Source organism: Paenibacillus sp. LT-B23, assembly GCF_059417685.1.
Genome location: NZ_JBSQBM010000021.1, coordinates 99,342 through 119,168 on the forward strand (window position 1 = coordinate 99,342; position 19,827 = coordinate 119,168).

The 19,827-nt window shown below is 48.4% G+C and carries 17 protein-coding genes; 6 read left to right on the top strand and 11 right to left on the bottom strand.

All coding sequences use genetic code 11. From position 1 onward, the window contains the following. Nucleotides 1–359: 359 nt before the first annotated feature. On the bottom strand, nucleotides 360–1,757 hold the full coding sequence (locus tag ACWXW9_RS22820; protein WP_494931296.1) for a helix-turn-helix domain-containing protein: 1,398 nt from the start codon (nucleotides 1,755–1,757) through the stop codon (nucleotides 360–362). Between the two features lie 255 nt (nucleotides 1,758–2,012). Here ACWXW9_RS22820 and ACWXW9_RS22825 point away from each other — a divergent pair, with 255 nt between their 5' ends. The 3 genes from ACWXW9_RS22825 (at nucleotide 2,013) to ACWXW9_RS22835 (ending at nucleotide 4,568) form a co-directional block, all read left to right on the top strand. Continuing rightward, complete coding sequence (locus ACWXW9_RS22825; protein ID WP_494931297.1) at nucleotides 2,013–2,477, top strand: AbrB/MazE/SpoVT family DNA-binding domain-containing protein; 465 nt, start codon at nucleotides 2,013–2,015, stop codon at nucleotides 2,475–2,477. 366 nt (nucleotides 2,478–2,843) lie between these two features. Then, nucleotides 2,844–3,146 carry an ArsR/SmtB family transcription factor gene (locus ACWXW9_RS22830; protein ID WP_494931298.1) on the top strand — a complete coding sequence of 101 codons (303 nt, stop codon included), beginning with the start codon at nucleotides 2,844–2,846 and terminating at the stop codon, nucleotides 3,144–3,146. A 30-nt stretch (nucleotides 3,147–3,176) separates the two neighbouring features. Continuing rightward, complete coding sequence (locus ACWXW9_RS22835; protein WP_494931299.1) at nucleotides 3,177–4,568, top strand: aldehyde dehydrogenase; 1,392 nt, start codon at nucleotides 3,177–3,179, stop codon at nucleotides 4,566–4,568. An 80-nt stretch (nucleotides 4,569–4,648) separates the two neighbouring features. Here ACWXW9_RS22835 and ACWXW9_RS22840 read toward each other — a convergent pair whose 3' ends face one another. From ACWXW9_RS22840 to ACWXW9_RS22870, 7 genes are all read right to left on the bottom strand, one after another. Next, the gene (locus ACWXW9_RS22840; protein WP_494931300.1) at nucleotides 4,649–6,067 is read right to left on the bottom strand and encodes an aldehyde dehydrogenase family protein; all 1,419 of its coding nucleotides are present in this window, start codon (nucleotides 6,065–6,067) and stop codon (nucleotides 4,649–4,651) included. A gap of 43 nt (nucleotides 6,068–6,110) precedes the next feature. Next, nucleotides 6,111–6,539, bottom strand: a complete 429-nt coding sequence (locus ACWXW9_RS22845; RefSeq protein ID WP_494931301.1) for a universal stress protein — start codon at nucleotides 6,537–6,539, stop codon at nucleotides 6,111–6,113. A gap of 27 nt (nucleotides 6,540–6,566) precedes the next feature. Next, the gene (locus ACWXW9_RS22850) at nucleotides 6,567–7,778 is read right to left on the bottom strand and encodes an MFS transporter (RefSeq protein ID WP_044645298.1); all 1,212 of its coding nucleotides are present in this window, start codon (nucleotides 7,776–7,778) and stop codon (nucleotides 6,567–6,569) included. Nucleotides 7,779–7,819: 41 nt separating this feature from the next. After that, nucleotides 7,820–8,275 carry a MerR family transcriptional regulator gene (locus ACWXW9_RS22855; protein WP_476127296.1) on the bottom strand — a complete coding sequence of 152 codons (456 nt, stop codon included), beginning with the start codon at nucleotides 8,273–8,275 and terminating at the stop codon, nucleotides 7,820–7,822. 355 nt (nucleotides 8,276–8,630) lie between these two features. Next, nucleotides 8,631–8,732: a hypothetical protein gene (locus tag ACWXW9_RS22860; protein WP_014279728.1), complete on the bottom strand. Its 102-nt coding sequence runs from the start codon at nucleotides 8,730–8,732 to the stop codon at nucleotides 8,631–8,633. 112 nt (nucleotides 8,733–8,844) lie between these two features. Further along, nucleotides 8,845–9,432, bottom strand: coding sequence for a TetR family transcriptional regulator (locus ACWXW9_RS22865; protein WP_494931302.1), 588 nt, complete (start codon nucleotides 9,430–9,432; stop codon nucleotides 8,845–8,847). Nucleotides 9,433–9,633: 201 nt separating this feature from the next. Then, nucleotides 9,634–10,245: a pyridoxamine 5'-phosphate oxidase family protein gene (locus tag ACWXW9_RS22870; RefSeq protein ID WP_283654600.1), complete on the bottom strand. Its 612-nt coding sequence runs from the start codon at nucleotides 10,243–10,245 to the stop codon at nucleotides 9,634–9,636. Between the two features lie 115 nt (nucleotides 10,246–10,360). On the opposite strand from ACWXW9_RS22870, the gene pdxR reads away from it, so the two are divergent. Next, on the top strand, nucleotides 10,361–11,866 hold the full coding sequence (gene pdxR, locus ACWXW9_RS22875) for a MocR-like pyridoxine biosynthesis transcription factor PdxR (RefSeq protein WP_494931303.1): 1,506 nt from the start codon (nucleotides 10,361–10,363) through the stop codon (nucleotides 11,864–11,866). Between the two features lie 14 nt (nucleotides 11,867–11,880). On the opposite strand, the gene ACWXW9_RS22880 is transcribed toward pdxR, so the two are convergent. Both ACWXW9_RS22880 and ACWXW9_RS22885 read right to left on the bottom strand, forming a co-directional pair. Continuing rightward, a complete protein-coding gene (locus ACWXW9_RS22880) occupies nucleotides 11,881–12,486 on the bottom strand; it encodes a pentapeptide repeat-containing protein (protein ID WP_494931304.1) in 606 nt (201 codons plus the stop codon). An 11-nt stretch (nucleotides 12,487–12,497) separates the two neighbouring features. After that, nucleotides 12,498–13,136: a pentapeptide repeat-containing protein gene (locus tag ACWXW9_RS22885; RefSeq protein WP_134911259.1), complete on the bottom strand. Its 639-nt coding sequence runs from the start codon at nucleotides 13,134–13,136 to the stop codon at nucleotides 12,498–12,500. A 241-nt stretch (nucleotides 13,137–13,377) separates the two neighbouring features. Here ACWXW9_RS22885 and ACWXW9_RS22890 point away from each other — a divergent pair, with 241 nt between their 5' ends. Further along, nucleotides 13,378–16,677, top strand: coding sequence for a DUF5695 domain-containing protein (locus tag ACWXW9_RS22890; protein ID WP_494931305.1), 3,300 nt, complete (start codon nucleotides 13,378–13,380; stop codon nucleotides 16,675–16,677). A gap of 196 nt (nucleotides 16,678–16,873) precedes the next feature. Further along, nucleotides 16,874–18,433, top strand: a complete 1,560-nt coding sequence (locus ACWXW9_RS22895; RefSeq protein ID WP_494931306.1) for an Ig domain-containing protein — start codon at nucleotides 16,874–16,876, stop codon at nucleotides 18,431–18,433. A 30-nt stretch (nucleotides 18,434–18,463) separates the two neighbouring features. On the opposite strand, the gene ACWXW9_RS22900 is transcribed toward ACWXW9_RS22895, so the two are convergent. After that, a complete protein-coding gene (locus tag ACWXW9_RS22900) occupies nucleotides 18,464–19,510 on the bottom strand; it encodes a hypothetical protein (RefSeq protein WP_494931318.1) in 1,047 nt (348 codons plus the stop codon). Nucleotides 19,511–19,827 lie beyond the last annotated feature (317 nt).

Consider the following 19,827-nt stretch of genomic DNA (forward strand, 5'->3'; position numbering starts at 1 on the left):
TCATAATCACAGATTAAAGATATAGAATTTATTTCTTCCTAAGTTACAACAAAAAATCAACACTTAACCCAAATCGGCTAAACTTTTCCTTCTCTAAATCAATCATCGTATGTTATGACTATAATTGGTTGAACTTTATTTAGTCAGTTCTATTAAAAAAGACCTGCTCAGAAAAGCCTATCTCAGAACCTAAATCTAGTTTAAGAGTATGTCGCTATATTAAGATAAACTAAAAATATAGAACAAGTAGAACGAGAATGCAGTAGACGGAATGGTGCTGTACAAGCGCTAGCGTTCGCCTTTGTACCCAGATTACAACCTTTTTACCAGAAACTTGGGCATGAGCAACGAGAAGCATTTTAATAATAAAATAATTTTTCTTTCTGCCCTTCCCTCACTAGACTTTCGAAGTCTAAATAGGTCTGATCATCTGCAAAATCTTGAAAACTCTCAAATAATCTTACACACCTGATAAAAAAGGCTTCGTGATTTATCGTAAATGATATAGACAATACGTCCAGTAAGTATTTAAAACCATGTTCGTACGTACCTCTATTTAAATAATATTTAGCCAGTTCATATTTAAAACGCGTTGATTGTTCTGGTATCACTTGATAAGTATACATGTCCGCAGATGGTTGATGTTGGGTAATAGAATCAATCTCCGTTTCAAATCGTTGAAGTACATCATCCACATCTATTTGATAGCGGTTAGCCGCCATCATAATATTCAAAAGCTCTGTAACCAATTCTTTTTCCGATTTATCGGGGGGTGCGCAAATATACTCCACATAATTAGTGAGGACACTTACATCTCCAGATAAAAGCTTGTTTACATAGATATTACCCTGCGCCCAATGCTGAAATAATTCCATCCAATACCGCGTATCTTCATCCGTCTCTTTAACCCAACTTAGATCAGCATACGCGTAAGTATGTTGTAATGCCTGCCTATAATCTCCCTGTGCTTCGCAAACACTTGCGCATAACAAATCAGCGTAAGCGATGTATACAAACATGGGTCGGCTCGCTTTTTTGTGAAGGTCCCTTTTCTTTCGCTTATGCTGACGATGGTCTAGGGAGTATTGGATTTTGGCTTTATCCCGCATTTTTTGAACTGTCTTATCAACCTTCCCCCACTGACGCAAGGAACGATACACATTTGCCAGATCTTTCAGCGCATCAAGCTGGTCTATTTCATCAAGCCGCTCTACGAAGGGATGAAAATGGCATGCTGCTTCGAAATTTTGATTTTGGTCATCTCCGATGTTAATTGTAAACAAACGATACTGGCAAAGGGCCAGTCGTTCCGAATATTGCTTTCTCTCGCTGATCGCCACGCTCTCGTAAAGAATGGCTGCCGCCGCATGTTTGCCGTCTTTGAAGAAGTCTTCTGCCACATTAAACAGCAACACGGAATACACCAGATTGTCCATTAACAAATCGGCCATTTGCTGGATACAGTCCAGCTTGTCCAACTCGGCGCAATTATACAAAAAAGGTCTGACCCTCCGCCAGTTAGGCGTGATATCCGTTAAATATTCCTGCATATATTGCTTGTAATAATGCCCCCTGGGATGTCCCATAACTGCCGTAATCCGATCCAGTTGATCGACGGAAAACGTACGATTTCCATTTACCAAGGTACTCACCGTACCTGCATTTAGTCCTGCTGTTCGTCCAAGTCGGGTAATGTTCAGTCCGTTTGTCTTCATGTATGTATCAAGCTCTGCTCGAATCGTGGTTGTATGGTTCACAATAAACAACCCCTTTAACGTTCATAGGATAAAGTTACGATGCTGCTCTGTGGCAACAAATCCGATTACAATCTGGTATTAGACGCAAGCTGTACTAGAATCATTGTTTTTTCTACAAAATAGTATACCATTTTATAGAATTTTCTTGTATACTTTTCAACAGTTTACTTAATATATGCGATTGCTCCTCTAAGCCTATTTTTTTTTCTCCTCTTTATTTAGTATTATAAGGATATAAACAAAGGAGGTTATCATTTGAAAAGTACAGGTATGACACGTCCCTTAGATTCGTTAGGTCGTATCGTCATTCCCAAAGAGATGCGTATTTCAATGGATTACAATATGGGTGATCCAGTTGAGATTTTTGCTGATGAGGAAATGGGTCTTCTCGCCTTACGAAAATATACCGGGGTGACGTGTAAAATGTGTGGTTCTACGGAGCAATTGACTTATTTTAGAGACAGCTTTATTTGTGGGGAATGTATTCATAATTTGAAGAATGGTACAAATTCCACCCCTATCACAAGGCCGTCCAAATCGAATTTCTCCAACGGAGAAAGGCCAATGAAGCATTCCAAACGTCTGCGCCGTTCGACGCAACAAATGATCGAAAGCCTAAAAGAATTGATGCAGAAGCAACCCAATGCAGCACAGCACGAATATGCAAAGATACTTGAGGTTTCCCAAGCCCGTATATCCCAGCTCAAAAAATTGCTATAACTACAGCTTGCTACCCTACATAGGTATACATCACAAATTCCATGGACAATTATGTTTGAACCATGATACACAGCACCTTAGCTAACCAACAAAATCCATGGACCACCATGGCGAGAATTTCATACTAGGCATAAAGAACCACCGGACGATGTTCAGGCGAATAACCTGTATCCGGTGGTTTTTTTATATCTAGTGTTTTTCAAGCTAATAAGAACGTATTCCTCCCTCGGCCTTCTATTTCATCTTTATAGCCTGAGTTTTAAAGAGTAAGAACAAAAACTTTTTCAACTTGAAAAATCTTATCCAAAACTCTATACTCCTTCTATTAGGTTTAAATGATTAAACATTTAAGGAGAACTTATACATATGGGAAAACAAGCAATGAAACTGCTTCGAGAATGCATTCCTACTTTTCAGACTTTAAGCGAACCGCACCGTCAGGACATTCTGCTGTTACTTTCAGAGAATGGCAAGATGACTGTTAACGATATTACGGAGCATTTGGTTTTGTCACGGCCTGCCGTTTCCCACCATTTGAAGCTTCTGAAAAATGCAGGAGTCGTCCAACTGGAACAACGAGGCACGGAGCATCATTATTTTTTAGCCTTGGAGGATTCGATACAGTTATTGAAAAACCTGGTCACCGTGCTGGAGCGGGATTGCCTTTAATAGAAGGATGAATAGGAGGATACGTACTTTATGGAGCAGCTAACATCAGAGCAGGTCAGCCACATTTTACAGCAGCATCGTCAATTTTTTCACAGTGGGCAGACCCGCAGTGTTGAGTTTCGTTTGGAGCAGCTACGGAAGCTGGCCCATGCCATCCAACGATACGAGCAACTGATTATGATCGCCTTGAATCAGGATTTGCGCAAAAATGAATTTGAAGCCTACACTACGGAAATCGGCTTTACCCTGGACAGTATTCGTTATATGACAAAGCACCTCAAGCAGTGGATGAAGCCGCAAAAGGTAAAAACACCTATTTATCATCCGCTAACCAAAAGCTATATGTACAAGGAGCCTTACGGAACGGTACTGATTGTCGGGCCGTTTAACTATCCATTTCAATTGTTAATTGAGCCGCTCATTGGTGCCCTCGCCGGAGGGAACGGAGTCGTTCTGAAGCCATCCGAAAATACGCCTGCCGTTGCCGCCGTCATCAAGAAGCTGATACATGAAACCTTCGATGAGTCTTATATCCGGGTGATTGAAGGCGAAAAGGAAGTCACTTCCGCGTTGATTAACGCCCCGTTTGATTATATTTTCTTCACAGGAAGCGTGGGGGTTGGCAAAATTGTCATGGAGGCGGCGGCCAAAAATCTGGTACCTGTCACTCTGGAGCTTGGGGGAAAAAGTCCGGTCATTGTAGATCGATCCGCAAAGATCGAAATGGCCGCCAAACGTATTATTTGGGGGAAAATGATGAATACAGGGCAGACCTGCATTGCCCCCGATTATGTGCTTGTGCATAAAGAGGTTAAGCAGGAACTAATGGAGCAGATGAAAGCTGCAATTACAAGCTTTTATGGTCAGGATGCTCAGCAAAGCAGCGATTACGGCCGTATCGTTAATGAGCGCCAGTTTGACCGATTGGCTGCCATGATTGAGCAGGATCGAGAGAATATACGCTTTGGGGGCACAACGATTCGGGAAGACCTCTATATTGAGCCTACCCTTCTGGAGTCCCAATCCTGGTCTGATGCTGCGATGCAGGATGAAATATTCGGTCCGATCCTGCCGATGCTGGAATTTGAACAGTTGGAAGAGGCCATCCAGACGGTAATGGATCATCCGAAGCCACTGGCACTGTATTTATTTACAGAAGATAAACAGGTTGAACATGAAGTGCTTACCCGCCTGTCCTTTGGAGGTGGATGTGTGAACGATACGGTGTCTCATATTGCTAATCCTCACATGCCCTTCGGAGGCGTTGGAGCAGCCGGTATGGGCGGTTACCATGGAAAATATAGCTTTGATCTCTTTTCTCACACCAAAAGCATCATGAAAAAAAACTCCAGGTTCAACAATAAGCTTCTATTCCCGCCTTACAGCGATAAACTCAAGTGGGTTCGGAAAATTTTGCGCTAAAGATCCTTACTAAAAAAGCCCGCCGAATCTGGGTAGGTACACATTATGTGTATCTCCTTCCCTTCTCAGACAGGCTTTTTTTATCTTTTAATCACGACCAGCTTCACTTCCAGCATTTCTTCCATAGCGTACTTCACGCCTTCGCGTCCGGTACCGCTTTGCTTCACACCGCCATACGGCATATGATCGACGCGGAAGCTCGGAATATCATTGATCATCACACCGCCGACCTGAAGCTTGTCCGCCGCATCCAGCGCAGTCGTTATATTACGGGTGTAAATCCCCGCCTGCAAGCCATAAATCGAATCATTCACATGATGAATGGCTTCATCTATAGAGCTTACCGAATGAATCAGCACCAGTGGGGCAAACACCTCACGGCAGGATACCTTGGAAGTCGGGTCCACATTCAGCAGAACGGTCGGCTCCAAAATCCCGCCTTCGGCTTGACCGCCCAGAGCGATCTTCGCGCCCGCCTGAACGGCTTCATCCAGCCATTCACGAACACGTTTGACGTCCTTCGCTGAAATAAGCGCAGATACATCCGTGTCCGGATCAAGGGGATCACCTGTTTTCAAGCGTTGGGCCGCCTCTACGAATCGGGATACAAAAGTATCATACAGCTCGTCCACGACGTAAATACGCTGAACCGAGATACATACCTGTCCCTGATTGGCAAAAGCTCCGCTCACACAGCGGTCAATGACTGCGTCCACGTCCGTATCGCTGTCGACGATGACCGCTGCATTGGAGCCTAGCTCCAATGTGACCCGCTTCAAGCCCGCCTTGGAGCGGATTTCCGTACCTACCGCCGGGCTACCGGTAAAGGTGATATAGCTGACGCGCGGATCGGTAACGAGAACGTCGCCGATCGTTTTACCGTCGCCGCTGATCACGTTAAGAGCGCCTGCAGGCAATCCTGCCTGCTCCAGCAGCTCCGCGATCAAGTAAGCCGACAGCGGCGTCTGCTCCGCTGGCTTCAATACGACCGTATTGCCTGCCGCCAAAGCGGGACCCACCTTGTGAGCGACCAGGTTCATCGGGAAGTTAAACGGCGTGATGGCTCCCACAACGCCGACAGGCTCCTTGAGGGCGTAGGCCATACGCCCCTCACCCCCCGGTGCGGCATCCATCGGGATCGTTTCCCCGTGAATCCGCTTGGCTTCCTCGGCTGCAAACTTGTAGGTTTGCACTGTCCGGTCAACCTCTGCCAGCGCAGCCTTCCACGGTTTGGACGCCTCGCGTGCAATGATACGCGCCGCATCATCACGCCGCGCGTCCAGCAAATCAGCCAGCTTCTCCAAAATGGCTGACCGCTGATGCGCAGGCATAGCCCGCATTTCAGCGCGGGCATCAGATGCCGCCTGAATGGCAGCCTTGGCATCCTCTGCTGTGGCCTCTGCCACCTCAGCAATCACCTCACCGGAATACGGTGATTTCAGTGCCGTATACGATTGTGCTGCTTTCCATTCACCGCCAATAAATAAATGCTGCTGCATACTTATGGCCTCCTTCTCCCTATATTAACGTTTATTCTACCGTTTATTTTACCGTGAGCACAGGGCAAGGTGCATGCTGGATCACATGATGGCTGACGCTGCCCAGGATCATTTCGGAAACCAGCCCTTTGCCCCGTGTTCCCATAATGATCAGATCCACCTGCTCTTGCCCTGCACTTTTGCAAATAACACTCGCCGGATCACCATGACCCGCCAGCATACGGTAAGAAATACCCCCGTCCTTCAAATAATCGGATGCTGGCTCCAAAATATGGCGCCCTTCCTCCTCAATTCGCTCATCCACGTCCACCCCAACCGGGGGCTCATTCATGGATAAAGCCGGATTCACATGCAATACGGTCAGACGCGGTTCACCCTGAAGCTGTTTGGACAGCGCTTTGGCTGTCTCCAACGCCTTCATAGCGTGTTCCGAACCATCGATCGCGACCAGAATATGCTTGTATTCGCTCATACTCTTTTCCTCCTCAGAAGTTCATTCTTAGTGAGCATCAATCTGTATATCCTGCATATGTCGACGACGTACGATCAGTACCACTACACCCAGCAGTACCATCAATGCGCCAAAATAAAATGGAGTCTCCGCCGTATACCACTCGGACAGCTTCCCTGCAAGCCACGGCGAGATCGCCCCACCCAAAAAGCGCATGAAGCTGTAAGCCGCAGATGCCGTGGAGCGCTCCACCGGAGCTGCTTGCATCACAGCCGTTGTGATCAATGTATTGTTAATCCCCAGAAAAATACCAGCCACGATCACCGCAACAATGACAGTCTTCGGTGAGCCTGCGACCGTTCCTATCGCCATAACGCCTAAATCAATGGCAAACAGCGTCAGCATGACACTAATGGAAGATACCACGCTAAAGCGTGCTTGAATCTTCGGTGCTACAAACACTGAGGTAAAGGCCAGCATAATCCCCCAGCCGAAAAAGACATAGCCCAAACCATGCTCGTCCAGATGCATCACGTATGGAGAATACGCCATCAGCGTAAAAAATCCAAAATTATACAACAAAGCCACAATGCCCAGCGTTAGCAAGGCCGGATAAGTGAGCGCTTTGAACGGATCAGCAATCGAACCACGCTTTTTAGGCTTCGGAATCGAAGGCAGCATAAATGTAATGAACAAAAATCCCACGACCATCAGCGCAGCTACACCGAAGAACGGACCGCGCCAAGAAATGGAGCCTAGCTCACCGCCAAGCAGCGGGCCGACCGAAATCCCTAGACCCAGGGCCGCCTCATACAAAATAATGGCTTTGGCTGTTCCCGAAGTGGACAGACCAACAATGGCGGATAGCGCCGTTGCAATAAACAGTGCGTTCCCCAGCCCCCAGCCTGCCCGGTAGCCCACAATCCCGCCAACCGTATCGGCTGTACCTCCCAACCCGGCAAACACAATAATCAACAATATCCCGGTCAGCAGCGTCCATTTGACACCCAATCGGCTGGACACTACGCCCGTAATCAGCATAGCTACACCTGTCACCAGATTATAGCTGGTGAACAGCAGTGACACCTGACTCTTGGTGGCATGAAGCTGATCGGCGATGGCCGGAAGGATAGGATCGACTAATCCCAGTCCCATAAATGAAATAACGCAGGCAAAAGCAACCGCCCATACCGCCTTGGGCTGAGACAGCAAGCCTGCCTGTTTTTTTAACTCATCAGGTAATGCGTGTTGTGAACTCATAATAGGATGTAACCTCCAAATCTAAATGTAAAATGATTCGCTTATGATGGTTCGCTGCCAAGCTCCTTATCAAGCAAAACCTTTCGTTCGCGAACCCTGACCCGCAGCTCCTCCAGTTCGGTCTGGAGCATACGGATGCTGTTGATTTTTCCCTCCATCAGCTCCAACTGTTCATTCAGTGTTACCTCCATATCCTCCAACATGGCCCGGCGCTCAACAGGATGCAGGATATCCGTTCGCTCACGATATTCCTCCCGCTGACCCTTGAGCATTTCTGCTGCGGACATGTAACGCTGAAGCTCTTGCAGGGAGAAACCAAGCACTTCCTTGGCACTCACAATTTTTTTCAGTAAATCCACATCCTCCTGCGTATACAGCCGCATATTCCCTTCGCTGCGCTGCGGGGAGGGCAAGAGACCGATTTCCTCATAATAACGAATGGTTCGCTTGGTCAAACCGCATTGCTTGGCGACCTCGTCAATTTTATACGTAACCATGACACCCACCTTATGAAAAAGTTTATATATAAATACTACGCCTATCTAACGTTAACGTCAACGTTAACTTTGGAGAAAAAAAAGAAACCGCTCCTATTAGAGACGGTTCCTGTTTCGACTTGCATGTTCATAAGCCCGAAGCATCGGCGCTCAAGCCCATGAAATATATAATTTAGATGAAAATAGTGCGAGTGATGATAACCAGCAAAATGAAGAGTACCAGAATAACACCAGTGGAAGTCCACATGCCGTAGCCACCACCGCCATAACCTCTGTCTACTTCACCCATCTCAAATTCCTCCTCCCTCCGTTGATTACAAACAAATCGCTCGAATGCAGATTGTTTAGCAACGAATTAGATAAAGAATGCTTTAGTGATAATAACGAGCAAAATGAAAAGTACCAGAATCGCTCCTGTAGATGTGAAAGCTCCATAACCAGCGCCTACTCCAGACATACTGATTCCTCCCTTCATGGTTTACAAAAGCATTTTATGCGTATGTTGCCAACCATGATAGGTACAGATGCCGGGCCTCCCGCCCAAATGTAGGTCTTTCGCTTTGGTTCCGTTATCCTTCATGCGCTAGCATGCCGTGATACAGCAGGCTTCGCGTCTGCTTGGCAAGCACGGATGGACTTTCGCGTCCAGTCAGCAATTTGGTTAACGTCAACCGTTCAATCAAACCAACGACGCATTCCGCCGTCAGCTCCGGGTCCAATTCCTCACGGCAAGAACCACATCGTTGTGCCGCAAGCAGATGTTTTTTAATATGACCTGCCATTTCTGCCTTGATACGCACCGAGTCCGACGCCTGGTAAAATCCGACACGGGTTATCGCCGAATTATTGGATAACATACGAAAAATGGATTCCAGAAACACTAGCCCCCGGCTCAAAATTTCAGCTTGGCTTTGATCCGGTTCCACCTTCATGCATTGGACCGTCTCATTCACCAACACCCGGAAGCTCTCAACAAGCTCCTCATACATTTGTTCCTTACTCTCAAAATGAATATAAAAATCCGGCTGCGTCAATCCCGCACGCGCCGCGATCGAACTTACCTTGGTCTGATAAAAACCGGTCTGAGCGAACTCCTCAGCCCCCGCCTCCAGTAACAACCGTCGACCTTCCCGACTTCTGACTCCTGCTCTCGTCACGGTCCCTGCCCCCTTACTCCACAAATCTATCGTATTATAAAGTTCCCTTGCGGTAAGAACAATGGGCTTGAGGATGATATATGCCTGTCCTTCCAAAGTCCTAATACAGAAGAAATGAAGGTTTTGAAAATATAAGGGCCTCTCTCTTTAAGGTAGTATTAACCAATTAGACCATGAGCAAGCAAGAATGATGACGCCGGATCAGTGGTGAGGACAATATTTGCGCATCATTTCAATGGTTGTCAGATCATCATCCCGCCCTCGGTTTTGCAAACCGTCGATAATCTGTTGACGTTCCTGCTCTTTAACATTCTGCCCGAATTTGAATTTGGCGGTCCACTCATCCGGTACAATTTTGATCAGTGCGACTCCTTTCAGACGTGAAGCATACCGGGGATCGCTGGCATCGATAGGTTCATAGCCGCCCTCCGGTTGCAGCTTACTCATAAAAATGGAAAAGGCAGATGCCTTTTCTTCCAGTTCCACTACCTGTTCCGCATGACCTCGCACGGTAATACTTTTAAAAAATGATGTTGCCGGACATGCCATATGTTCATCCGTAAAATAAGACGGGATGAGCGCATACTCTTTGGCAGCGGAAAACGTGACCCGGTTGTCCTCCATCATACGTTCCATCTTCTCTCCGGCACGGCTGCCATGAATATAAAAAACACCATTTCCATAAGCAAAATTCAAGGGTACAACCCGCGGGAACCCATCCTCGCTGTTCATGCCCAGAAAACCGAAACTGACCTCGCTCAGAAATAGCTCTATTTCCTCTTCTTCTGCCACCGTAAATTCTTTTCTTCTCATGGATCATGCTCCTTTCGTCTATTGACCAGCGATACATTTCAGATTATGTTGAAAATGGATCAATGAATAGATCCAATATGATCGAAAATGAATAGTCCAATGGAAGGAGAAGGTTATGGATATTACGATTGCTTATCAGCGTGCTATTCAACTGTATCATCATAAATATTTGGCCTTGTATCATGCTCTTCGGGAAGGAATTCTGAACGGATCACTTGCCAGCGGTACGCGCCTGCCTTCCAGTCGTGATCTGGCTGTGATGTATGGAATTTCGCGGGGCAGTGTTGCAGAAGCCTACGATATGCTATTGGCAGAAGGGTATGTGGAAACCGCGGTAGGCAGAGGGACTTTTGTGATTGAACAAACCGCGTTGCTACCCAACACATCATCGATTGATAAGCAGACCCGGCAAGCACCTTCTGTAAAACAAACAACCCCAGCTTTGTCCACATGGGGACAACGGATTATGCAGATGGAAGGAGAGTCACAGCCATCTTCTGCTTCTGGTGTAAATGAAGATGCGGCTCAACAACCCCTGATTTCTTTTCAGGCAGGAGAAGTGGTGTTGGAAGGCAATTCACTGACCGCATGGAAAAGCGCAATGGCTGCCGCTGGCAAAGACTTGCAAAAGCCTTCGTCTGCCTTGATGACAGCACCCGTGAATGGCGATGAATGGTTGCGTGAAGCGATTTGTCAGCATGTTGGAAGAACGCGGGGAATTATGGCCCACCCGGACCAAGTCGTATTATGCAGTGGCTCCATGGAAGTGATCACGTTATTATGCCAGTTGCTTATTAATGAGCAAGATCCCATCGTGCTGGAAAATCCCTGTTATCCCGGTATTCACCGTGCGGTTACCGCATCGGGCGGACAGGTGCAAGCTGCTGAGCTGGATCAACAAGGAATTATTCCGCAGGATTGGGATTCCAGATTACTATTTGTTACACCGGGACGACAGTTTCCAACCGGAGCTGTATTGCCATTAGCACGCCGTCAGCATATTTTGCAATGGGCGGTGTCCAGAGGCGCGTGGATTATCGAAGATGATTATGACAGCGAATTCCGTTGGGCAGGACGACCGATTGAACCGCTGAAAGCACTGGATCGCGCGGATTGTGTCATCTATGTCGGTTCCTTTTCCAAAAGCATGTTCAGCAGTCTTCGACTGGGCTACGCTATTCTGCCCGCTGCACTGGCTCAAGCGCTAACAGCCGCCAAACGGCTATATGACCCGCTGCCGCCTGCCCGTCTGGAACAGCGCGCACTGGCACGATTTATGATACGCGGCGACTATGTTCGCCATCTGCGCCGGATGACCCGGATGTACAGATCACGTTACGAGGTGTTCCAGCGCGAAATGCAGCAGTTGAGTGGACTGTTTCACTGGCATCAGACTGACTGCGGCCTGCATGCCTATGCGGTCTGGGAGCATGAGCCTGCTCAGTATCAGCAATTGATGCAGGCGGCCCGGTCTTTCGGAGTCACATGGCGTGATGCAGCCGATTACCAACTGACGCCAGGCCCCCCATCCGCCTGTTTTATTTTTGCCCATTTAACGGAACACCAAATGATTGAAGGCATTAACCGTCTGCGCCAGGCTTGGGATAGTATTAAAAAATGAGTGGAACCTTCGCCTCAATCGACCTTCGCACCATATGAACGCAAGAACGCCAGCCCCTGGTCTCGATCCATCCGTGCACCTTTGACAACAAGTGCTTTAAAATCGACTCCATCCATAGTAGCACCACGCAAATCGGCTCCCTGTAGCTTGGCATGAGCTAAAATAGCTCTGGTCAGGTCGCAATCTCTGAGGTCTGCCTTCTGCAGATTGGCATCCGAGAGATCCGCTTCATAAAAGCGCACTCCTCTCAAATCCTGCTTTTCCAGCCGGGCCTGCCGCAAATTGGTATAAGACCAATCCCCCTGAACGAGCGTAATGCCGTCTATTTTTGCTTTTGAAAAGTCCGAGCCCGTCATTTTACAATTGCTGAATTTGGAGACGAACAGATTGGCTTCAATAAAGTTACAATTTATAAAAGCCGATTCAGTATGAATAGAACCGTTCAACAGTGCCCCTTGAAAATCACATTCGATAAAACGACATTCGCTGGTCATGATTTCCTCCAACGAACCGTTCGTAAAGGTACAACGTTCAAAGGTGCAACGAATAAGTTCACCATCCCTTAAATCTTTACCGCTATAATCAATGCCCTTATATTGCTGCTCCTGATACTGAAACATAATGATCCCCCTTATTTAATCACTAGCCCTAACAGCCCCACAAAAGACGAAGCTTGATGTGGAGAGATCATGCACCCATCCAGGTCTTCGATATCCACCTGTAGCCCATCAAATTCGCAATCGCTCAGATCAATCCCCTTGAGCTTGGACCCCGACAGCATGGCCTGATCCATATTGCAACGGGTAAAAAAGGTTTTCTGTAGCGTCAAATGATAAAGGTCGGAGCTTATCAATGAACAATCCTCAAAACCAACCTGCTTGAAATTGGCAAAGCGAAACATTGAATAATCCCCTAAGCAATCCAGAAAACGAACATTTTGGAGTCTGCTTCTGGAGAAGTCTGTTCCGAGCAGTTTGCAATTTCTAAACTCTACCCGGTGAATAAAGGAACCGGAAAAGTTAATATTAGACAGGTCGCATTTATCGAAAATAACATCTGTCCATTCACTTTCCGGCAATGACGATTCCATAATCGTAACATTTTTAAAAGTCATCTTCTCAAACGAAACTCTGGTAGCTTCCACATTATCCATGGTCATATCCTCTACAGACCCCGTGTTAAATTCATCCTTGGATCGTAAGGAGTACATTTCATCGGTTAATACAGGTAAGTCTGAAGGAATTTTCGGCAACTCTATCTTAATTTCCATAGCTATCTCCACCTTCTGAGTGCTTATTCCGGCATATGTCTAGTTTATATGATGATGCAGCGCAGTAACAATGGCTTTATACACGTACCTAACCTAGCCACTATTACAATCTGTCGTTCCTGTACCCTAATATACGAATCTATTTTCTATCAATCTCCACACATAGCGTAGCAAAAGCATTTCTGTCACATATATTAACGTTGTGAGTATACTCACGAACTTTTTTTAGGAGGTTGATAGCATGGCAGTACAGCTATCCAATAATGTGTTCTCCATCTCGGTCGGAGATTACGGCGATATCTCTTCCTTACGTCTGGTAGGAGACACATTCAATACGAACTATGTCATGAACAGCTCCAACGCACCCAAACAGAATACGGCGGATCATCAGTGGCTTGGTGAACTCATGTTTACCTACCGTCTCGGTAACGGGGCGTGGACTCGGGCATGGACAAGCAACTCTGCGGATGCACGCACAACCACTTCATCCGGCAGTAGTGTTCAAGTATCATACCAAAATTCGTCAAACAATCAGGGAATACGTAACTTCACATTAAATGAAACATATTCACTGGTTAACGATTACTTGCATTGGCAAATGAAAGTAACGAATACTTCCAATCAAACGCTCGAAATTGGAGATTGGGGGCTGCCGCTGCCTTTTAACGAGTATTGGTCTGGCGGCAATAACGAACAAATCTATGAAACAAGGGTACTTTCCCACTCCTTTGTAGGGCATAACAGTTCTTTTATTACCGCTGGACGGCCTAGCGGCATCGGGCCATATCTACTGCTCGTCCCTGATTCCTCTACAGGCGCAGGTCTTGAATATCAGGACCATTGGAGGGTCGAGGAGCACCCGGGCAGCACGTGGGCTATGGATCAAGGCGGCTGGTCCGAAGGACTAAATGTGTTCTATATCCACTCCAATGTCATTAAGAGCACCAACCGTGGCTATCTTTCCAACACCAGTCTGTCGCTGGCTCCAGGCGAAAGCAAAACGTATGCCTTTAAATTTTACAAGGTAGCGGACGAGCAGGCCGTGAAGGACAGGCTGTACAGCGAGGGACATGTGGATGTGACCGTGGTTCCGGGCATGATTTTCCCGACGAATCTCAAGGCTAAATTCGATCTGCATACCAGCAAATCCATTACCTCTGTCACAGCGCAATACCCGTCCGAAACGACCATCAGCTATCTGGAAACAGCCCCTACAAACCATAAAATATATGAACTTACACTGGGACGACTGGGGCACAACAATATTACCGTGAACTACGGTAACGGCGAAAAAACTGTTCTCCAATTCTATGCCATCGAGCCAGTCGACGCTGCACTTCAGCGCCACTCTACCTTCATGGTCAACAGCACCCAATGGAACATGCCGGGCGACCTGCGGGACAAAGTGTTTGACGACTGGATGATGCAATATAAGGCCAAGCGCAACAGCTTTGCAGGCTACTGGGGGTGGGGTGACGATTGGGGATTAACCCATGGCCAGTTCCTGGCTGAGAAAAACGTTCAGAAGCCCGTCGCATCCGAGATCAAGGCGGTCGATGATTATCTGGAGGTTGCCGTCTGGACGAATCTGATGGAAGGCCATCATACCGATTATCTGGTTCCCGATTTCCTGATGCCGCAGCCCAACACAACACCGACGTACCGGGGCTATGCCTATCCGCATATTTACAACACGTTTTTCAGCATGTATAAGCTCACCAAGCTGTATCCGAACCTGATTAGCTACCGCAATAGCAAAAACACGTATTTGCTGCGCGCTTATCGTATTTTCAAGGCATTGTATGAAGGCCCTGTCGCCTACAACTGGAACACAGGGCTCATGGGTGAACTGACCACGCCAGATATCATTAAAGCGCTACAGGAAGAAGGCTTGACCACCGAGGCTAACGACCTGATTGCCAAAATGGCTACCAAGTACAACAATTTCAAAAACACCACCTATCCCTACGGCTCCGAGTATAACTATGACAATACAGGCGAGGAAGCGGTATATACGCTCGCCAAAATGAACAGCAATACGACGATGATGAGTAAAATCAACGCCAAAACACGCGCTGCACGCGGACATATGCCTGTGTGGTACTACTACGCCGATCCGGTCACGATTACCGGGGAAAATTGGTGGAACTTCCAGTACACCACCTCGCTGGCAGGCTACGCGATGGATGACTGGACACGCCGTTATTCATCCAAGCCCGAAGTGGATCAACGCTTGTCCTATGCCGCCAAGCTCGCTAACATCGGGGCGATTAACTCGGGACAGATCAGCTCCGATCCAGCCAATATCGGTGCAGTATCGTGGACGTATCAGGCGGGTAAGGGCAATTACGGTGCTCTTGGTCTGGACGGCGGTCCGCTCTTCAACGGCTGGCGCGGCATGTCCGGGGAAGCGGATTTGGGGCTGTTCGGAGCGATTAAAGTTCTAAGCTCGGACATTGCTGTCGATCCCATTTTCGGCTTGTATGGCTATGGCTGTGACGTTACAGAAAGCGGTAACAACTATACGATCACTCCCAAGGATGGTGTATTCCAGCGGCTGCATCTGATCTCCCAAAAGCTGAGTCTGGAGCTGAATCGGGACCAATACACCTCGGCTATCGTGGCCAAATCCAAAAATAACGTCCGTCTGACGTTGAAAAATACAACAACGGGCACAGCCCACTCCACCGTCCTGACCTTAACCGGACTGGCCGCAGGTACGTACGACGTGCTCGTAGACGGAACGAAAACCGGCTCCGTCACAACTGTTAATGGCTCATCGGCTACGGTCAGACTGAATATCGGTACGGCGGCCTCCTACGATATCCGTATTCAGACAGGCTCAGGTAATCCGACTCCATCCGGAGACGTTGTAGCCCAATATGATTTTAATGAAACAAGCGGGTCTACCGCAGCCGATTTGTCAGGCAATGGGCAGCAGGCCAATGTGAACGGCGGCTCGTGGGGCGTCGGACGGAACGGCAACGCCCTGCTCTTAAACGGCACAGCCGCCTACGCCAGCCTGCCCGGTGGTCTGGTCAGCAGCGTTAACGATTTTACGATTGCGACATGGGTGCGGGTGAACACCCATAACGGCTGGGCCCGCCTGTTTGATTTTGGAGCAGGCACGGATCGGTATATGTTTTTGACACCCAAGGCCGAAGGAACAGGGATGCGCTTTGCCATCACCGTCTCGGGTAACGGGGAGGAACAGCAGTTAAATGCCCCGGAGCTGGCGACAGGGGTCTGGAAGCATGTAGCCGTGACGCTGTCAGGCAATACAGGGGTTATGTATGTAGACGGTGTGGAGGCAACGCGCAACACGAACATGACGTTAAAGCCGTCCAGTCTTGGGCTGACGGACCGGAACTATATTGGAAAATCCCAGTTTGATGATCCTTATCTGAACGGGGCAGTAGATGAGCTGATCATCTACAACAGAGCGCTCACTGCTCAGGAGATTCGCAGCTTGGCCTCGGTAAGCAACGCTGTTGCAGACCCTAAAATAGTAGCCAGTTCGTATGCTGAAGGAGCAGATTAAGCGGATGTAATTATTTTATGCCATTAACTTTTTAAGTTGTGAATGATTCGTGCCGTGAATGATTTGTATCGTGAATCACTTAGGCTATGAATGGTTTTATACCCTATTCATTTGAGTAAAAAAGGCGGGCGGCTCTCGTGGAAGCCTTGTTGCTGCCCGGTTTAGAGGCCGTCCAGCTTATGAGGAGGATTCCGCCATGTGTAAAGAACATGCAAGACCACCCCTGTCCGCAAGTGTTGACTGTGATTCATGCGGTACTGCTTCTGCTTCGATAAATGAGGCTCTCCTTGGAACAGAAACCGCACAAGTCTCGGGTTCCGCCGTATCCCCGCAAGCGATTGGCAACGATGCCGAGGTGATTGACCGCTTCGGACGCATCATTAACGGGTACGGCGTTGATCTGGTGGATTGGCAGGGCTATATCGCTAATCCGTTCATCAATCTGACCGTGAAGCCACCTGCCAGTGCGGCGTATCCGATCAGCATCACACTTAAGGCGCAGGGAACGTCCCGGCTTATGATGAATCTGCCCAGTACGTTATCTGCTACTGGCGCTACGAAGGTGCTGAATTTTAACAATGCATCTGAGAGGAAGGATTTCAAACTGGAGGTAGCACCCGACCGCAACGGTGGCCCGGACGAGATTGAACACTACACGCTGTATCTTACTATTGCAGACAGCGCGGGAGCCACGCGGACCCATACGATTCCGATTCGTGTATGGGATCAGGACGATAATCAGGATACCTCATTCCCATTGGTGTTCGATTATCGCTACGATACAGTCAATCACTATTTTAACGATCCAGGTACTCGTAAGGCGGCCGAGCAGGCGATTAAGGACTGGTTCTATTTCTTCGATGTCCAGCCGTTCGATACCGTTCCCGCCGGAGCTGAACGCAACTATATTCCCAACAACGACTGGAACGGGCATACGATTGGCACGAATAACGCCCCTTATAATGGAGAATGGATTTTCCTGCGCGGTATCGACGGTCCTTATTCGACCGGATGGCCCGGTAATAGTGGTTATTACCACACGAAAAACGGCGTCCGCGTTCCGGGTCCCATTCACCGTTCGCTGGGAACCGCACTGGATTTTTATCCCGATGCTCAGGTGTTCACCTCGCTGAATGATGATGACTGGTACAAAACTGATCTGACTCAGGTGACAGACGTATACGGCCTCATTATGCACGAGTTCGGCCATGCCGTCGCCTTCAGTGATTCATGGGCGGGAATGAATGCTTACCACAGTAGCGGCGGTGCCGACTCCGTCGTTGAAGCGTACCAAGGCGTCCGGGTTCCGCTAGATGGAAGCTATCACATCCCGGCGGATCGGCAATACTGGGACCGTCTCAGCGGACAAAGCGCAGGCTGGGTGGCAGAATTCCCGGTACGCCGCTGGATGCTGAACAAGCTGACGCTGCTCATTGCCGAGAAAGCAGGCTGGAAGCTGAACCGCAAGCTGACACCTTTCCTCGAACCAGAAATCGTCACAGCCTCCTTGCCCAAGGCCGTCAAAGGACAAAGCTACAGCCAAAAACTTACAGCCAAGGGTGGGGTCCCCTTCTACGACTGGACACTGAAAAGCGGCAGCCTGCCTACCGGGCTGACACTCGACCGCTTTACCGGAACGATCAGCGGCACTGTATCCGCCAGCCAGCCACAAAGCAGCTATTCCTTTACGATCGAGCTTCGGGATTATGATGAGTTGGCGAAGCCGTTCTCACGCAGCTTTACGATTGGCTTGTAAGCAAGCGACTATGATTTCACTTGCGGGGTATTAGCTCTGTTTAATCCGCGTTGTTCTTGGCTGTAAGCGTGCCAATTCCTTGCTGGTGAGTTGCCTTGTATAAGAGCGTGGGGATGATCCTGTATCTACTCTGCGCACCTTGCCTGCCCCTACGGGGCGGGCTACCCGTGTGTTAAATGCTTGCATGAACCACTGCACCGGGAAGGCGATGGACATACGACCATCTGCCGTGCCTGCAAAATTGACCGCAGCCGCATAATTATCCGACTGTCTGAGCCAGACAGAGCCGGAATCCCCTGGCAGCGATACAGGGGTAGTGCCTCTAATAACAGTCTGATCCTGGAAGGTCAGCAGCCCCAAGCTTCCACCGTAATTAATTTGTAGATCTGTGTAGACGGACTCTACCGTACCATTCACCAATCCGGTCGTGCGCCCCACCTTTTTGAATTTTTCTCCTACACGATAAGCGGTCACATGGCCCGGGACAACTCCTATCGTAGCATAACGCGGATTAAGCGAGCTGTTGCGGGTCGGCAAGGAAAGCGCCGCATCAATGAAATTGGTTCCCGTTGGGTTCAGGCGTATATAACGATACAACCGCCCTATACGATCTCGGGTATCCGTCCCCCCATCGGCTCCGCCTGGCTGAAGCGTGGCCCCCCGATTGTCTGTATTGGAGGGATTGAGTACATGGTTATTGCTGAAAAGATAACGTGTAGCCGGCGCTCCAGTTGGGGCAACGATCAGCCCGGTCGTACCGGAGCCTTCAACCGTTCCGACACTGTAGCCGGCGATGACCGGGCGTATACGCGTCATGTAGTCCGTAGCATGGGCTTTGATCTTTCCAGACTTTACAATCCGGACAGGAACGCTCGTTTGCTTGCCTAGTGCTGTGGCCGACAGAAGTCCGGTAGAGGCCGTGGCCAGCCGATCTGTGTACACAATGACAGCGGCCCCCCTTTTGGGACGAGCAGGGTCCCTATACCCTACGCCGATGCCGTGGACACCGGACATTTTTAAGACTTGCTTGGCCATCCGCTTTTTCACTTGAAGGGCGGCCGAGAAGGTAGCCAACATAATCATCCCCTTTTTACGCTTAGATGAAATATTGTATGGCTGTGGCCGCTCCGCGTTCCATTTGATCTTACGATCGCTGTTGCAGCGGGATTCTTGTGATTAGGTAAAACATTTTAAAGGTAAGAATCCCGCTGCAATGGCGAACGCCGCGCTTCTCCAGATTCAGTTACTCCTAGTACTGGTTTGAATGGATTTACACTAGGTATAGCATGGAATCAAAGCTCTGCAACAAGCAGTAAAATTACAACAAAAAAAGTGGCTAACAAAGGGCTCCGGAACATATAGTTTAGTTATTTTCTTTCAAGGTGTTGGGACAG

Coding starts and splice junctions, on each gene's coding strand:
- pdxR (WP_494931303.1), top strand. CDS start 10,361: ATGGATATTACGATTGCTTATCAGCGTGCTATTCAACTGTATCATCAT.
- ACWXW9_RS22845 (WP_494931301.1), bottom strand. CDS start 6,539: ATGAGCGAATACAAGCATATTCTGGTCGCGATCGATGGTTCGGAACAC.
- ACWXW9_RS22835 (WP_494931299.1), top strand. CDS start 3,177: ATGGAGCAGCTAACATCAGAGCAGGTCAGCCACATTTTACAGCAGCAT.
- ACWXW9_RS22890 (WP_494931305.1), top strand. CDS start 13,378: ATGGCAGTACAGCTATCCAATAATGTGTTCTCCATCTCGGTCGGAGAT.
- ACWXW9_RS22870 (WP_283654600.1), bottom strand. CDS start 10,245: ATGAGAAGAAAAGAATTTACGGTGGCAGAAGAAGAGGAAATAGAGCTA.
- ACWXW9_RS22840 (WP_494931300.1), bottom strand. CDS start 6,067: ATGCAGCAGCATTTATTTATTGGCGGTGAATGGAAAGCAGCACAATCG.
- ACWXW9_RS22850 (WP_044645298.1), bottom strand. CDS start 7,778: ATGAGTTCACAACACGCATTACCTGATGAGTTAAAAAAACAGGCAGGC.
- ACWXW9_RS22860 (WP_014279728.1), bottom strand. CDS start 8,732: ATGTCTGGAGTAGGCGCTGGTTATGGAGCTTTCACATCTACAGGAGCG.
- ACWXW9_RS22855 (WP_476127296.1), bottom strand. CDS start 8,275: ATGGTTACGTATAAAATTGACGAGGTCGCCAAGCAATGCGGTTTGACC.
- ACWXW9_RS22830 (WP_494931298.1), top strand. CDS start 2,844: ATGGGAAAACAAGCAATGAAACTGCTTCGAGAATGCATTCCTACTTTT.
- ACWXW9_RS22880 (WP_494931304.1), bottom strand. CDS start 12,486: ATGTTTCAGTATCAGGAGCAGCAATATAAGGGCATTGATTATAGCGGT.
- ACWXW9_RS22895 (WP_494931306.1), top strand. CDS start 16,874: ATGTGTAAAGAACATGCAAGACCACCCCTGTCCGCAAGTGTTGACTGT.
- ACWXW9_RS22900 (WP_494931318.1), bottom strand. CDS start 19,510: ATGTTGGCTACCTTCTCGGCCGCCCTTCAAGTGAAAAAGCGGATGGCC.
- ACWXW9_RS22885 (WP_134911259.1), bottom strand. CDS start 13,136: ATGGAAATTAAGATAGAGTTGCCGAAAATTCCTTCAGACTTACCTGTA.